Genomic DNA, 15,272 nt, shown 5'->3' on the forward strand with positions numbered 1-15,272 from the left:
GCTACGCGGCCTCCGCCCGCGGCCGGGACGCGTCGGTGATGAACACGTCGATGGCCGCGGCCGAGCGGAAGAACTCCGGGTCCAGGACGAACTCGTCGGTGTTGATGTGGTGGACGTCTTCCAGCCACGCGATCACCTTGAGCAGCGCGAGGCTGTCGACGACGCCCGCTGCCAGGAAGTCGAAGTCCGCGTCCAGTTCATCGGCGGAACCCTCCGGCAGGAACTCGCGGACCATGAACTCCTTGATGGCCTGGATGCGTGGCATGTCAGCTCTCCTTGGGGAAGCGGGTGCGGGCGGGACGGTCGTGGGCCGTCGGGCTCAGGTGGTGACCCGGACGGACAGCGCCCGGTTGACGAGCTCGAGGTACTTGCGGGGGGTCTCGGCCTCGTCCATGGCCTCCTCGTCGAGCGTGACCGCGTACTGGCGCTCGATGAGCCCGGTGGTCTGCAGGAGCGCCAGCGAGTCGTAGCCCAGGTCGTAGAAGGTGGTGTCGAGGACGTCGGCACTGTCCATGTCGACGCCCTCGTCCTCGCCGGCGCAGTCGCGCAGCAGACGAGTCAGGTCGGTCAGCTCCAGGTACCGCATGGGGATCTCCTCGGGGCGGTTCGGTTGGGGAACGGGCAGGTGCGGCGCGGCCTCAGGCGGCACGGACCACGGCGGCGGCGTTGAAGCCGCCCCGGCCGCGGGCCAGCACCAGGGCGGTGCGCAGGGCGCTGCCGGTCCGCGGGGCGCCGGTGACCAGGTCGAGCGGGCAGTCGTCGGCGGGGCGCGCGGTGCCGGTGGTCGGCGGGATCACCTGGTCGCGCAGGGTGAACAGGGCGGCGGCGAGGTCGAGCGAGGCACCGCCCGACAGGAGCCGTCCGGTCATCGACTTGGGGGCGGTGACCGGGACCCCGCGCGGGCCGAACACGGCGGTGATCGCCTCGGCCTCGGCACGGTCCGCGGCGCGTTCGCCCGCGGCGTCGGCGAAGACCACGTCGACGTCGGCGGCGGTCAGGCCGGCGTCGGCGAGCGCGAGGCGGGCCGCGTCGGCGAGCCGGGGCGTGTCCGTGCCGTCGAAGGTGGCCGCGTACCCGGCGAAGGAACCGTACGTACGGGCGCCCCGGGCACGGGCGGCCTCTGCGTCCTCCAGGACGAGCAGGGCGCCGCCCTCGCCGACGATGTGGCCGGTGGCCTCGGCGTCGAAGGGCAGGTAGGCGCGGGCCGGGTCCGGTACCTGGCTCATCCCGCCCTCGGCGAGGTGAGCGGCCCAGCCCCACGGGCAGAGCGAGGCGTCGACGGCGCCGGTCACCATCAGGGTCGCGCCCTTGCGGAGCTGGCGCCGGGCCTGGGCGACGGCGTCCAGGCCGCCCGCGCCCTCGGTGACGATGACGCCGCTGGGGCCGCGCAGCCCGTGCCGGATGGAGATCTGCCCGGAGTTGACGGCGTAGAACCAGGCGAAGGACTGGTAGGCGCTGACGTACTGGCCGCCCTTGCTCCACAGGGCCTCCAGCTCGCGCTGGCCGAACTCGTAACCGCCGGCCGAGGAGGCGGTGACCACGCCCGCGCCGTACTCCGGCAGCTGGGCGGGGTCGGCGCCCGCGTCGTCGAGGGCCTCCTTGGCCGCGGCGAGCGAGAGCCGGGTGACGCGGTCCGTCTGCGGCAGCAGTCGGCTGGGGACGTGGTCCTCGTCGACGAAGCCCGGGATCTCGCCGGCCAGGCGTACGGGATAGCCGCTCGCGTCGAACCGGGTCAGCGGCCGGATGCCGCTCTCGCCCCGCAGGACGGCCTCCCACCAGGCCTCCGCGCCCAGCCCGTTGGGGGCGGTGACGCCGACACCCGTGAAGACGGCGGTGGCGGTCCGCGCCGGGGCGCCGGACGGGACGGGTGCGGCGGCGGTCATGCGGCTTCCTTCAGGCTCGGGCGGTTGAGGACCATGGCACTCTGGAACCCGCCGAAGCCGCTGCCGACGCTGACGACGGCGTCGGTGCGCTGCTCGCGGGCGGTGAGCGGGGTGTAGTCCAGGTCGCAGGCCGGGTCCGCCTCGTGCAGGTTGGCGGTGGGCGGAACGGTGTTGTGCGCGATGGCCAGGGCGCTGGCGGCCACCTCCAGTGCACCGATGGCCCCGAGCGAGTGCCCGATCATCGACTTGATGGAGCTGACGGGCACCTCGTAGGCGCGCTGTCCCAGGCTGCGCTTGAAGGCCGCGGTCTCGTGCTTGTCGTTCTGCTTGGTGCCCGAGCCGTGGGCGCTGACGTAGTCGATGGCGGAGGCGTCCAGCCGGGCCTCGTCGAGCGCGGCCGTGATGGCCGCGGCCATCTCCGCGCCGTCGGATCGCAGCCCCGTCATGTGGTAGGCGTTGCTGCGGCTGGCGAAGCCGGAGATCTCGGCGTAGATCCGGGCGCCGCGGCGGCGGGCGCGCTCGAGCTCCTCGACGACCAGGACGGCGGATCCCTCGCCGAGGACGAAGCCGTTGCGGGTGCGGTCGAAGGGCCGCGAGGCGGTCGCCGGGTCGTCGTTGCGGGTGGAGGTGGCGCGGATCGCGTCGAAGCAGGCCACGGTGATCGGCGAGATCGGCGCCTCGGTGGCGCCGGTGACCATCACGTCGGCCGCGCCCTCGCGGATCAGCTCGACGGCGTGGCCGATGGAGTCGAGCCCGGAGGTGCAGCCGGTGGAGACGAGCGAGACGGGGCCCTGCGCACCGCTGTCCCGGGCCACTTCGGCGGCCAGGGAGCTGGGGGCGAAGTAGTCGTAGAGGTGGGCGACGGCCCGCGCGTGGTCCACGTTCCACAGCCGGCCCAGCTCGCTGACGGCCGCGTACTCGTTGTCGAGTCCGGTGGTGCAGCCGACGGCGCTGCCGAGGGTGACACCGGTGCGCAGCGGATCGAGCCCGTCGGCGACGCCGCTGTCGGCGATCGCCTCGCGGGCGCTGGTCAGCGCGAACAGGGCGGCGCGGTCGAGGCGGGCGGCCTCCTGCGGGTCGAACCCGTGGGCGGCGGGGTGGAAGTCGGCCTCGGCGGCGACGCGGGAGCGGAAGGAGGACGCGTCGAAGAGGGTGATGGCCCGGGTCGCGGTGCGGCCTGCGGTGAGCAGTTCCCAGAACTGCCCGGTGCCGACTCCTCCGGGGGCGACGACCCCGATCCCGGTGATGACTACCCGTCTCATCGACTGTCCTTCACTGTGTTTCCTCCGACCTGGGCCCGGTCCGGCTCGTACCACGGAACGGTCCGGTCCTGCGAGCCTCGCGCTTCGGGCTGGAGCACTGCTAGAAGATGCGTGCACGCCGCCGGAGGACGCGTGCGCGCCGCGTCCGGGCCGACGCCTGCGGGCCGCAGGTCCGGGCCGGCGCGGTGTCAGCCACCCCAGCGCACCAGGGCGGTCCCCACGCTCATGCCGCCGCCGAAACCGGCCAGCAGGACGAGGTCCCCGTCGGCCGGTCCGCCGTCCCCGCGCACGGCGTGGTCCAGGGCCAGCGGGATGGAGGCGGCGCCGGTGTTGCCGTGGAACTCCACGGGCAGGTGGACGGAAGCCCGGGTCAGGCCGAGCGGCCCCACCAGGGAGCGCAGCATCTCGCCGTTGGCCTGGTGCGGCACGAAGTGGGCCACGTCCTCGGGGCGGACCCCGAAGGTGCGCAGGATCTCCTCGACCGCGCCGGGCAGTTCCCGTTCGACGAAGTCGCGTACGTCGCGCCCGCGCATCGCGAAGTAGTGCTCGCCGCGGGCCACCGTTTTCAGCGCGGCGGGCTTGCGGCTGCCGCCCGCGCCGACGCCGATCAGCCCGTGCAGGCTGCCGTCGGTGCGCAGGCCGGTGCCGAGCAGCCCGTAGCCCTCGCGCACCGGGCCGAGGACGACGGCTCCGGCGCCGTCGCCGAACAGGGGGGCGGTCCTGCGGTCGGCGGGGTCGACGATGCGCGAGTAGACGTCCGTCCCGATGACCAGCACGGGGCGGCGCCGGCCGTCCGCCTCGGGGGCGGCCAGCAGCCGGGCGCCGGTGTGCAGGGCCGTGGCGAAGCCGCTGCACACGGCGTTGACGTCGAAGGCGGCCGCGTGGCGGGCGCCGATCCGGTGCTGCACGAGGGCGGCGGTGGCGGGCTGGGTGTGGTCGGGGGTGGAGGTGGCGACCACGATCCAGGCGAGGTCCTCCGGATCGGTGCCGGAGTCCGCCAGCGCCCGCAGGGCGGCCTCGGCGGCCAGGTCGGAGGCGGCCTCGTGCGGAGCCGCGTACCGCCGTTCCCTGATGCCCGTCTTGCGCTCGATCCACGCGGGAGTCACACCGACGCGGGCGGCGATCGTCTCGTTGGGCACGATCCGCTCGGGTAGGTAGGAGCCCGTGCCGAGGATGCCGACGGACCCCAGGCCCGGCGAGTGGACGCTCACGCGGCCACCGCCGCGGGACGGGCCTGAGCCGCGGGACGGGCCGGCGCGCCGGGCCGCGTCGGCGCTTCGGGCCGCGTCAGCGCTTCGGTGACGGCGCCCGCGATCTCGTCCAGGCGGTCGCTGAGGAAGAAGTGGCCGCCGGGCAGCACCCACAGCCCGAACGCGGACCGGGTGTGGTCGCGCCACCGGTCCACCTTCCCCACCTCGGCCATGTGGTCGGCGTCGCCGGTCAGCGCGGTGATCGCGGTGCGCAGCGGCGGGCCGGGGCGGAAGCGGTACTCGCGCACGGCCCGGTAGTCGGTGCGCAGCGGCGGCAGCAGCATGCTCCGCACCTCGGGGTCGTCGAGCAGCCCGTCGTCCGTCGCGTTCAGCGCGCGCAGCTCAGCGACGACCTCCTCGTCGGTGCGCGGGAACCAGGCCTCGTACTCGTCCTGGCAGGGGGCCGGGCGGCCGGAGACGAACAGGTGGGCAGGACCCCGCCCGGCCGCCTCCGTCCGGCGGGCCACCTCGAAGGACAGCATCGCCCCCATGCTGTGCCCGAACAGCGCGTACGGGCGGCCGTCGTCGAGGGCCAGCAGCTCGGCGGTGATCCGGTCGGCGAGCCGCTCCAGCGAGGTCTCGCCCGGTTCGGCGCGGCGGTCCTGGCGGCCCGGGTACTGCACCCCGTACACGTCCACGTCGGGCGAGAGCACGGTGGCCAGCGGGTGGAAGTAGCTCGCGGACCCGCCCGCGTGCGGCAGCGCGAACAGCCGGACGGGCGCCTGCGGGGCGGGCCGGTAGTTCCTGAACCAGGGACTTCCGTCGGTCGTTCGCGTCATCGGATCTCCTCATCCACGGACAGAGCTCGAAGCCCAGCCTGCGGGCCGGCCCGCCGTGTGCGGATCCCCTGGCACCCCCCTGGCCGCGGCCCCGCCCGGGCCTAGGGGCACGTCTGGGGTGCCGGGACCGGGGCGGGCCTTCCTACGTTTGGCTGAGGCGCTCCTCGACTTCAAGGGACATCACGTGGACGAGATCATCAGTGCTCTGCTCTCCGAGGACGCGGCCCCGGGTGACTTCCAGCAGCTCCGGCTGCCGGAGAGCTACCGCGGCAATGTCGTCCGCAAGGAGGACATCGGCATGTTCGAGGGCATGGCGACGGCGGACAAGGACCCCCGCAAGTCCCTGCACCTGCAGGACGTGCCGACCCCCGAACCGGGCCCCGGCGAGGCGCTGATCGCCGTCATGGCGAGCGCCGTCAACTACAACACCGTCTGGTCCTCGATCTTCGAGCCGCTGGCGACCTTCGGCTTCCTGGAGCGCTACGGCCGGCTCAGCGAGCTGACCAAGCGTCACGACCTGCCGTACCACGTACTGGGCTCCGACCTGTGCGGCGTGGTGCTGCGCACCGGCCCCGGCGTGAACCGCTGGCAGCCCGGCGACCGGGTCGTGGCCCACTGCCTGTCCGTGGAGCTGGAGTCCGCCGAGGGCCACAACGACACGATGCTCGACCCCGAGCAGCGCATCTGGGGCTTCGAGACGAACTTCGGCGGCCTGGCGGAGCTGGCACTGGTCAAGTCGAACCAGCTGATGCCCAAGCCCGAGCACCTGACGTGGGAGGAGGCCGCCTCCCCCGGTCTGGTCAACTCCACCGCCTACCGCCAGCTGGTCTCCCGCAACGGCGCCGGCATGAAGCAGGGCGACAACGTCCTGATCTGGGGCGCCAGCGGCGGCCTCGGCTCCTACGCCACCCAGCTGGCCCTGGCCGGCGGCGCCAACCCCGTGTGCGTGGTGTCCAGTCCGCAGAAGGCGGATATCTGCCGGCGGATGGGCGCGACCGCGATCATCGACCGCAACGCCGAGGGCTACACGTTCTGGAAGGACGAGGACACCCAGGACCCGCGGGAGTGGAAGCGCTTCGGCAAGCGCATCCGCGAGCTGACCGGCGGCGAGGACGTGGACATCGTCTTCGAGCACCCGGGCCGCGAGACCTTCGGCGCCTCGGTCTACGTCACCCGCAAGGGCGGCACCATCACCACCTGCGCCTCGACCTCCGGCTACATGCACGAGTTCGACAACCGCTACCTGTGGATGTCGCTCAAGCGGATCGTGGGCTCGCACTTCGCGAACTACCGCGAGGCCTGGGAGGCCAACCGCCTCATCGCCAAGGGCAAGATCCACCCCACCCTCTCGAAGGTGTACTCCCTCGAGGAGACCGGCCAGGCCGCCTACGACGTCCACCAGAACCTGCACCACGGCAAGGTCGGCGTCCTGGCGCTGGCCCCGCGCGAGGGCCTGGGCGTACGGAACCACGAACTGCGCGCCACGCACGTCGAGGCCATCAACCGGTTCCGCAGCGACGACGACACGCAGGAGGCCGGCCAGTGACCGCGCAGCACACCCCCATCACCGGGATCGTCGGACTGGGCACGCTCGGCGAGGCCCTGCTGCGCCTGGCCCACGAGGCCGGGCACGAGGTCATCGCCGTCGACCCCGCCCTGGACGCGCTGGACCGCGCGGCCCGGCGGCTCAAGGCGGCCGACGCCGCCCGTACCGGCGAGAGCGGCAGGGCCGCCGGTCCCGCCGTCACCTTCACCACGGACCCGGCCGCCCTCGCCCGGGCGGAGCTGGTGATCGAGGCCGTCCCCGAGGACGAGGCCGTCAAGAAGGCCGTACTGGGCGACATCGTCTCCCGGTGCGCTCCCGGCGTGCCCGTCCTCACCACCGCGACGACCCTGTCCGTGCCCCGCCTCGCCATATCCTCGGGCCGTCCCGGTGCGGTCGCGGGCCTGCGCTTCTTCACGCCGCCCGCCGCCGGCGGGCCCGTCCTGCCCGTCCACTCCCCGCTGGCCTCGGCCGCCACCGCGGCCGCCCTCGACGCCCTGGTGGCCGAGCTCGGCCTGCGGCCCGTCGCCGTCACCGCCCCGTCGGCCGCGGACGCCGACGACCTGGTGCTCGCCTACCTCAACCGCGCCGCGATCCTGTGCGACGAGGGCTACGCGAGCGCCCGGGACATCGACACCGCGATGCGGCTGGGCTGCGGTCTTCCGCTGGGCCCGCTGGAGACGCTCGACCTCTTGGGCATCGACTCGGTCCACGCGGCCCTGCTCGCCCGCTGGCGGCGTACCGGCGACTGCGCCTTCGAACCGTCCCCGCTGCTCAGCCGGATGGTCACGGCCGGCCGCCTGGGCCGCAAGAGCGGCGAGGGCTTCGCCGCGTACGACGAACTGGGCGCCGTGGTGACACCGCCGGCCGGCGGCCCGGGCGCGGGCACGGCCCGGCCGGTCACCCGCGTCGGCGTGGTCGGCTCGGGCGCCATGGCCCGCGGCATCGCCGAGGTCATCGCGGCCGGCGGCCGGCCCACGCTGCTGGTGGCGCGCGGCGCGGAGCAGGCCGAGCGGGCGCTCACGGCCATCGGCGACTCGCTGACCCGCCGGGTGCGCCGGGGCCGGATCACCCCCGCGGAGCGGGAGGCGGCCCTGGCCCGGCTGGAGACGTCCCACGACCTGGCGGCGCTCGGCGGCTGCGACCTGGTCGTGGAGGCCATCGTCGAGGACCTCGAGGCGAAACAAGCCCTGTTCGGCCGGCTCGGGGAGGTCTGCGCACCGGGCACGGTCCTGGCCACCACCACCTCGAGCCTGTCCGTCGCCGCCTGCGCCGAGGCCTCGGGCCGCCCGGCGGACGTGATCGGCCTGCACTTCTTCAACCCGGCCCCGGTGATGCGGCTGGTGGAGCTGGCCTACACGCCCGAGGCGCACGAGGACGCACTGGCGACCGCCCGGGCACTCTGCCGCGACCTGGGCAAGACGGCCGTGGAATGCCCGGACCGGACCGGATTCATCGTCAACCGGCTGCTGTTCCCGTACCTCGGCGACGCGCTGGACCTGCTGGAGCGGGCGGACACGGACATCGCGGCGACGGACACCGCCGTCGAGCAGGGCTACGGCTACCCGATGGGCCCGTTCGCCCTGCTGGACACGATCGGCCTGGACGTGTCCCTCGCCATCCAGGAACGCCTCTACGAAAGCTTCGCCCTACCGGAACTGGTCCCCTCGCCCGCGCTGTCCGAACTGGTCGCGGCAGGCGCCCTCGGCCGCAAGAACCACCACGGCTTCCGCACGTCCGAACGCCGCGGCTGACGAACGGCCTGCGCGCGCTCCACCGAGAAGGACCGTCAGACCTCCGCCGGGTGGCCGACCAGCCCGGCGAGGTCCGTGCGGGAGCGCACCTGGAGTTTCCGGTAGACCTTGGTGAGGTGCTGTTCGACCGTGCTCGCGGTCACGAACAGGCGGGCGGCTATGACCTGGTTGGTGCAGCCCTGGGCGGCCAGTACCGCGACCCTTCGCTCCGCCCGGCTCAGGCGGGCGGCGGGGTCCTGGTGACGGGCCGTCGGGGTGCTCCAGTCGAGGGCCTCGCAGGGGGCGATGCCCCAGCGGGCCATCAGGTCCCGGCAGGCGTGCAGGTCTCCGACGGCGGCCACCGGCTGTTCGGCGGCCAGCCGGGACCGGCCGCGGGCGAGCAGGTAGTGGGGGGCGACCCGGCTGCGGAACATCGCCTCCGGGACGGGCACGCGCAGCAGCCGCGCCGCCTCCTCGTGTTCGCCGAGACCCGTCGCGGCCAGCACCGCCGCGGCCAGCGGCATCCCCACGGCGATCCCCCAGGCTTCGGGCGACAGCAGGCCCAGTGCCCGCTGCGCCTCGGCAGCCGCCTCCGCGTGCCGGCCGAGGCGGCCGTGCACCAGGGCCGCGGCGGCCGCGGCCACCGCCCGGCGGGCCGGGGTGTCCAGGGCTCCCGGCGTGGTCCGCGTCTCGCGCAGCAGGGCGTGCCAGTGCTCGGCCCGGTCGCTCTCGCCCACGTACAGCAGGGCGCACAGGGCCGCCGTCACACCGGGAGCCGGGTGCTGGCGCGATACGAGGGCCGCCGCGGCCCGTTCCACCGCGGCCGTGGCGCCGGCTTCGCCGGGCGGTCCGGGTGCCGGGCCCAGTTCCGGGAAGACGTACCCCGCTTCGGCCCGCAGCCGCCCGGTTCCCGCTTCCCCGCCGAGGGCGTCGAGTGCGCGGGCGGCGGCCCCCGGGCGGCCGTGCCACAGCAGCTGACCCAGCGGGCCGGCCGCCCGGTCCGTCTCGAACAGACCCGATTCCAGGGCCTGTTCGAGGGCCGGAAGGTGGCGGGTGACGGCGGCCGGGTCGCTCTCCCATTCGGCGCCGGCCAGCGCGTCGAGCAGCCCCGCCCGGCGTACCGGGTCGGGGCAGCGGCGGTGCGCGGCGTCGAGGAAGCCCGCGGCCGCCTTGGGCCGGGCGGCCCGCAGCGCCTGCCCGGCCGCCTCTGCCAGTACGTCGACGGCCCACGGCTCCGCGGGGGCCGGGCCCGGCCCGTCGGCGGCGAGCAGGTGCCGGGCGACGGTCTCGGCTCCGGCGCCGTCGGCGCGCAGCAGCGCGACGGCCCCGGAGCGCAGCCGGGCGCTCTCCTTGGGCGGGAGCTCCTCCAGAACGGCGGCCCGGGCGGCCTCGTGGCGGAACCGTCCGGACTCCAGCAGCCCCGTGTCGGTGAGTACGTCCATCAGCGGCCCCACGGCCCGTTCGTGGACGCCGAGCAGCCGGGCGAGCGTGGTGAGGGTGGCGGAGGGGCCCAGTACGGCGAGGGCCCGGGCCGCGTCCAGGGTGCCGCCGGGGCGCAGGCAGCCGGTGACGGCCCGTTTGAAGGCGGCGGAGGCCACCGGCCGGTCGGAGCGCAGCGGTCCGCACTGCGGCCGGTCCTCGGCGAGGGCGTGCAGCAGCCGGGGGTTGCCGCCGGTGGCCCGGTGCCACGCGGGGGCGAGCCGGCGGGCCTCGGCGGGGTCCGCGGACCCGCCGTACGGGGCGCGCAGGAACGCCGCGACGCCGTCCTCGTCGAGGGTGGTGAGGGCGATGGCCAGGCACCGCGGGTGACGGGCGAGTTCGGCGACGGGCAGAGCGGCGGGCAGGGCGGCGCCGGGCGGGTGCGGCGGCTGGTGGGCGGAGCCCGTGCCCAGCAGCATGATGCGCGCGGCCCCGATCCGGCCGCACAGGTACAGCAGGCAGCGCGCGGAGAGTTCGTCGGTGTATTCGATGTCGTCGACGGCGACGACGACCGGGGCGGTGGCGGCCAGCTCCGCCAGGACGTCCCGTACGACGGGCAGGGCGGCGGCGGGCTCGGGGGCCGGGTCGGGTCCGGTGAATCCGGGTACGGCGCTCAGCAGCTGTCCGGCGACGCCGAGCGGGATGCCCTGTTCCGCCGGGGAGGCGGAGGCGTGCAGGACGAACGCCCCGGCGTCCGCCGCCTCGGCGGTGAAGGCCCGTACGAGCGCGGTCTTGCCGCTGCCGGGGCTGCCGGTGACCAGGGCGGCCCGGCCCTCCCCGCGCCGGGTCACGGCGAGCAGCTCCCGGAGCCGGCCGAGTTCCCGGTCCCGCCGCACCAGTTCCTGCGGCCTCGGTGTCATCGGCTCTCCCCCCGTGCGGTGCCGCTCCCGGCAGTGTGCCGGGGCGCGGGGAAGAGCCGCTGGTGGGCGGCCGGAGGCTCGCTCGAGCCCCGGGTGCGGGACCCCGGGTGCGGAGCCCCGGCCGCCGGCCCCCGGGTGCGGGGCACCGGGCGGGCCGGCGGTGCGGCCGGGTTCAGCGGTGCGGGCGCTTTTTCAAGGCGCGGGCGCGGGTGCGCAGGCGTTGCTTGTCCTCGGAGCGGGCGCGGGCGTCCTGGCGCAGTTCCAGCATGCGCTGTTCGCGCCGCAGCTTCTCCCAGTTGCCGAGCCGGTCCGCGTCCAGCGAGCCGGTGACGACCGCGGTCCGGACGGCGCAGCCCGGCTCGTCCTGGTGCCGGCAGTCGCGGAACTGGCATTCCCCGGTGAGGGATTCGACGTCCGCGAAGGCCTTGTCGATGCCCTCCTCGGCGTCCCAGACGGCCAGTGCCCGCATGCCGGGGGTGTCGATGAGCAGGCCGCCGCCGGGCAGCGGGACCAGTTCGCGGTGGGTGGTGGTGTGCCGGCCCTTGAAGTCCGAGCGGACCTCCTGGGTGGAGAGCACCTCCTCGCCGCGCAGCCGGTTGGTCAGCGTGGACTTGCCCACGCCCGACAGGCCCACGAGGGCGACGGTCCGGCCCGGTTCGACGTACCGGTCCAGGGCGCCCAGGCCCTCGCCGGTACGGGAGGACACCGTGTGGACGGGGGAGCCGAGCGCGATGCGCTCCACCTCCTCGGCCGCGGCCGCCGGATCGGGGTGCAGATCGGCCTTGCTCAGCACCACGACGGGCTGGGCTCCGCTCTGCCAGGCGACGGCCAGGTAGCGCTCGATGCGGCGCAGCCGCTGCTCGCCGGTGAGGGCGGCGACCACGAAGACGGTGTCGACGTTGGTGGCGACGATCTGGGACTCGGTCCTGCGGTTCGCGGTGCCCCGGACGAAGGCCGACCGGCGCGGCAGGACGTCGAGGATCAGGTGGGGGGCGGGGCCGCCCACCACGACCCAGTCGCCGGTGGCCAGCTGGGCCCCGCCGAGCGGCGGTCCGCCGTCCTTGAACAGCCGGGGTCCGAGCTGGGCGCGGAGCTCCCCGGCGGGCGTCAGGACGGTGGCGGCGCCCCGGTCGACCTGGCCGACGCGGCCGGGGAAGCGGGTCTGGCCGGGCACCTGGCCGCCGAGTGCGGCCAGGTGCCCGGGCCAGGCCCCGGCGAGGTCGCCGCGCCAGCCGAGCGGGGCGAGCGCGGCATGGTCGGGTTCCGGAGCCATCAGCTGTTCTCCGCGGGCGCGGGGGCAGGTGCGGTCGCCGACGCGGGCTTGGCCTGGGCGCTCGGCGCGGGCCGGCTCTCGCAGCCGCAGCCGCCGCGCTGGACGTTGAAGCGGCGGCGCGGCGCCGGGGCCGCGGCGGCCTCCGGGGTGCCGGTGGTGGTGCCGGTGGTGTCGGCGGCGGGGGTGGTGTTCTGCTCGGTCATGCTTCCTGCTTTCGGGTCGGTGCGGGGCCGCCGGTGCGGCTCCGTACGAAGGCGATCTGTGCTGACATGGCGTCCGCGCCGACGTCGGCGCGGGCACTGGCGTGGCCGGTGGAGCGCAGCCGGAAGTCGATGTCCGCGCCGCGGGCGGCCAGCGCCCGTGCGTACGACTCGATCTGGCCGACCGGACAGCGCGCGTCGCGGTCTCCGGCGAGCACCAGCAGGGGTGCGCGGACCGCGTCGGCGTACGTGTGCGGGGAGGCGGCGGCATAGCGCCCGGGGACCTCGTCGGGGGTGCCGCCGAACATGGCGCGGTCCACCCACCGCAGGGTGTGCAACTGCTCGCGGTAGGCCGCCGGGTAGTCGCCGACGGCCCCTTCGGCGAGCCCGCAGGCCCACAGCGCGGGCTGGGTGCCGAGTCCGAGCAGGGTCAGGTAGCCGCCCCAGGAACTGCCCGCGAGCACACAGCGGTCCGGGTCGGTCACGCCGGATGCGACCAGGTGGGCGCGGGCGGCGGCCACGTCGGAGAGTTCGGTGTGCCCGACGGCCTCGCGGTGGGCGAACTGCCAGGCCGTGCCGTTCTCGGCGGAGCCGCGGTAGTTGACGCGGGCCACCGCGTAGCCGGCGTCGTTCCAGGCGGCGGCGGGGCCGTTGTACTCGTCCCCGTCGGCGGTGTGCGGGCCGCCGTGCAGCAGGAAGACCGTCGGGTACGGGGCTTCGCCGGCGGCCGGCACGCTGAGGAAGACCGGGACGGTCAGCTCCCCGTGCGGGACGGGGACTTCGGTGACGGGCGCGGCCGGGACGGCCGGGCCGGGCACCGACAGCGGCTCCCGGCCGGCGAGGTCGCGCAGCACGGCCGGGGCGGACGCCGTGGAGAAGGTGTACCAGCAGTCGCCGTCGGGCCGGGCCGCGGCGGCGTGCACGGTGCCGCGCGGCACGGGCAGCCGCTCCAGGTGCCCGTCGGCGAGCCGGTAGCGGTAGAGCTCGCTGCGCCCGTGGGTGCGGTGGTGGAGCAGCAGCGCGGTGCCGTCGGGCACGAACTCGGCGCGTACGTCGCCGGGCAGGCCGGTGTCGATCTCGCGCACGTCACCGGTGACCGGGTCCCACAGCAGCGGGGCGGGCCGCCCGCCGCGGGTGTGCGTGGCCAGTACGAGCCGGCCGCCGGGCACGAAGGGGGAGCCGTAGGGCACCACGTGCAGCCCGCTGTGCGGCCAGTGGCTCAGCTCCCCCACCAGCGCGCCGGCCTGGTCCAGGACGCGCAGCGAGGGCCGCTGCGGGTCGCCGTACTCGGCGTGCAGCACCAGCACGTACGCCTCGTCGTCGCTGAGACCGCCGAGGTAGAGCGGGGTGTCCGCGCCGTAGAGCGGTTCGGCCCGGTCCGCGCCGGCCCGCAGCAGGTGGATGTCCGTACGGCCGTCCGCCGCGGTGATCCCGGCGACGGCGAGGCCCGACGCACCGACGGCCAGGCCCTCGGGGGTGCCGGGCGGCACGCCGGGCAGGGCGGCGACGGCGGGGCCGCCGCGCAGCGGGGCCCGCATCCAGGTGCCGTGCTCGGTGCCGTCCTCGTCGTGGTACCACCACAGCCAGCGTCCGGCCGGTTCGAGCAGGCCCAGTTCGACCCCGTGCGGGGCGTCCGTGAGCTGCCGGATCCCGCCGCCGGCCCGGTCCCAGAGGTAGAACTGCGCGGTGCCGGTGGCGTTGCCCCGCAGCACGCAGACCTCTGGCCGCAGCCGACCCCAGAAGGGGAGCTCTACGGCGGGAGCGTTGCACCGGTCAAGTGGTCTCGACCCCGGCTCAAGCGCAGCGGTATATACAGTCACCAGGCCATTATGCAGATGACCGGCAGGCCTAGGAAGAGCGAATTTCCAATTCGACCCACAGGGTTGCGGACGAACTCCTAAGGAGCCGTCTCGGGGGCTTTCGCATTCCTTTCCATTCCCCGGAAAAAGAGTCGCGGACCGAGCGCGAACCGAGCTAAAGGAGACCATTGATGCAGATCAGAGGCCTGGAAGGGCTGTCGGTACACGCTCGGTTCGAATCGGCCATAGATGCCGGACACGATTCTCGCCGACGAGGCGGAATCGATGGGGAACCTGCCGCCGGTCGAGTAAGGGACATTACCGCCACTGCCTGCCGTCCGACCGAATTTCTCCGTATTCGTTGAGGCTGACGCAAGGAGACCTCTTATGCCCTCCGCAGTTCTTCCCGGCCCGCTGACCCGTACGGACATCGGAGAGGGCATCCGCAAGCAGGGCTGGGTGTTCGCCCCCGGGGCCGGCTTCGACACCGGCACCCGGGCACAGGAGTTCCGGCAGCTGAGCCAGGCCTACGGGAACCTCGAACCGGACGGATACCTGGCCGACGGCGGGGCGTACCGCTTCCGCCGGCACGTCCGCTACACCCACCGGTCGGCCGCGCAGGGGGTGCTGCGCGCGCATCCGCCGGGCCCCTACCACCAGAGCGCCGAGGTGAACCCGTTCGCGGGCGGCTCGCCGCGCTGGTTCGCGCCCGTCACCGGGGCGGTCCGCGTCAACCCGTTCCTGCAGCGGCTGCTGCTGCACGGCGTCGACGTGTTCTCCGGGCTGGCCGGCGCGGAGCCGGGGCGGACCCTGGACTGGGAGGTGGACGTGCACCTGGTGCGCATCCGGGCCAGCGCCCAGGAGGAGGGCCTGCCCTCGCCCGAGGGCGTGCACCGGGACGGCTTCGACTACATCTCCCTGCACCTGATCGGCCGCTCCGGGGTGACCGGCGGCCGCAGCATCATCTGCGACCCGGAGCAGCGACCGCTGGCCCGCCCCCTGCTGGCGGCGCCGCTGGACTCGCTGTACGCGGACGACACCCGCGTCCTGCACGGCACCGAACCGGTCCGCCTGGACCCGGCGGCCGGCCGTGCGTACGGCTACCGCGACATGCTCCTGACCAGCTACCGCCGGATCGGCTGAGACCCCGAAGCCCCGCGCCCCTGAAGTCCTCCCGGGAAGCCCCGGCCGGCACCGCCGGCCGGGGCTCC

At 74.9% G+C, this 15,272-nt stretch carries 13 protein-coding genes; 3 read left to right on the top strand and 10 right to left on the bottom strand.

The genetic code is table 11. The features are described from left to right. Position 1: 1 nt before the first annotated feature. The 6 genes from ACTVZO_RS44700 to ACTVZO_RS44725 all read right to left on the bottom strand — a co-directional run bounded on the left by ACTVZO_RS44700 (position 2) and on the right by ACTVZO_RS44725 (position 5,174). Positions 2-265: an acyl carrier protein gene (locus tag ACTVZO_RS44700; RefSeq protein ID WP_443304350.1), complete on the bottom strand. Its 264-nt coding sequence runs from the start codon at positions 263-265 to the stop codon at positions 2-4. 54 nt (positions 266-319) lie between these two features. After that, positions 320-586: an acyl carrier protein gene (locus tag ACTVZO_RS44705; RefSeq protein WP_443304351.1), complete on the bottom strand. Its 267-nt coding sequence runs from the start codon at positions 584-586 to the stop codon at positions 320-322. A 52-nt stretch (positions 587-638) separates the two neighbouring features. Then, positions 639-1,883 carry a ketosynthase chain-length factor gene (locus ACTVZO_RS44710; protein ID WP_443304352.1) on the bottom strand — a complete coding sequence of 415 codons (1,245 nt, stop codon included), beginning with the start codon at positions 1,881-1,883 and terminating at the stop codon, positions 639-641. After that, on the bottom strand, positions 1,880-3,145 hold the full coding sequence (locus ACTVZO_RS44715; protein ID WP_443304353.1) for a beta-ketoacyl-[acyl-carrier-protein] synthase family protein: 1,266 nt from the start codon (positions 3,143-3,145) through the stop codon (positions 1,880-1,882). Before ACTVZO_RS44715 ends, ACTVZO_RS44710 begins: the two co-directional genes overlap by 4 nt. A 188-nt stretch (positions 3,146-3,333) precedes the next feature. Beyond that, entirely contained in the window at positions 3,334-4,356 is a 1,023-nt protein-coding gene (locus ACTVZO_RS44720) for a 3-oxoacyl-ACP synthase III family protein (protein ID WP_443304354.1), read from the bottom strand. Further along, the gene (locus ACTVZO_RS44725) at positions 4,353-5,174 is read right to left on the bottom strand and encodes a thioesterase II family protein (protein WP_443304355.1); all 822 of its coding nucleotides are present in this window, start codon (positions 5,172-5,174) and stop codon (positions 4,353-4,355) included. Before ACTVZO_RS44725 ends, ACTVZO_RS44720 begins: the two co-directional genes overlap by 4 nt. A gap of 184 nt (positions 5,175-5,358) precedes the next feature. Between ACTVZO_RS44725 and ccrA the strand changes: the two genes are divergently transcribed. Beyond that, positions 5,359-6,720: a crotonyl-CoA carboxylase/reductase gene (gene ccrA / locus ACTVZO_RS44730; protein WP_443304447.1), complete on the top strand. Its 1,362-nt coding sequence runs from the start codon at positions 5,359-5,361 to the stop codon at positions 6,718-6,720. After that, positions 6,717-8,471 (top strand): 3-hydroxyacyl-CoA dehydrogenase family protein, encoded by a 1,755-nt coding sequence (locus ACTVZO_RS44735; protein WP_443304356.1) that lies wholly within the window; start codon positions 6,717-6,719, stop codon positions 8,469-8,471. Before ccrA ends, ACTVZO_RS44735 begins: the two co-directional genes overlap by 4 nt. 35 nt (positions 8,472-8,506) lie before the next feature. Here ACTVZO_RS44735 and ACTVZO_RS44740 read toward each other — a convergent pair whose 3' ends face one another. The 4 genes from ACTVZO_RS44740 to ACTVZO_RS44755 all read right to left on the bottom strand — a co-directional run bounded on the left by ACTVZO_RS44740 (position 8,507) and on the right by ACTVZO_RS44755 (position 13,974). Beyond that, positions 8,507-10,789, bottom strand: coding sequence for an AAA family ATPase (locus ACTVZO_RS44740; protein ID WP_443304357.1), 2,283 nt, complete (start codon positions 10,787-10,789; stop codon positions 8,507-8,509). 172 nt (positions 10,790-10,961) lie between these two features. After that, complete coding sequence (rsgA, locus tag ACTVZO_RS44745; RefSeq protein ID WP_443304358.1) at positions 10,962-12,062, bottom strand: ribosome small subunit-dependent GTPase A; 1,101 nt, start codon at positions 12,060-12,062, stop codon at positions 10,962-10,964. After that, positions 12,062-12,265, bottom strand: coding sequence for a hypothetical protein (locus tag ACTVZO_RS44750; RefSeq protein ID WP_443304359.1), 204 nt, complete (start codon positions 12,263-12,265; stop codon positions 12,062-12,064). Before ACTVZO_RS44750 ends, rsgA begins: the two co-directional genes overlap by 1 nt. Then, entirely contained in the window at positions 12,262-13,974 is a 1,713-nt protein-coding gene (locus ACTVZO_RS44755; RefSeq protein ID WP_443304360.1) for a prolyl oligopeptidase family serine peptidase, read from the bottom strand. Before ACTVZO_RS44755 ends, ACTVZO_RS44750 begins: the two co-directional genes overlap by 4 nt. Positions 13,975-14,448: 474 nt before the next feature. Here ACTVZO_RS44755 and ACTVZO_RS44760 point away from each other — a divergent pair, with 474 nt between their 5' ends. Further along, positions 14,449-15,204 (top strand): 2OG-Fe dioxygenase family protein, encoded by a 756-nt coding sequence (locus tag ACTVZO_RS44760; protein WP_443304361.1) that lies wholly within the window; start codon positions 14,449-14,451, stop codon positions 15,202-15,204. Positions 15,205-15,272: the final 68 nt, after the last annotated feature.

It is taken from the genome of Streptomyces sp. IBSNAI002, assembly GCF_052244475.1.
Lineage (GTDB): Bacteria > Actinomycetota > Actinomycetes > Streptomycetales > Streptomycetaceae > Streptomyces.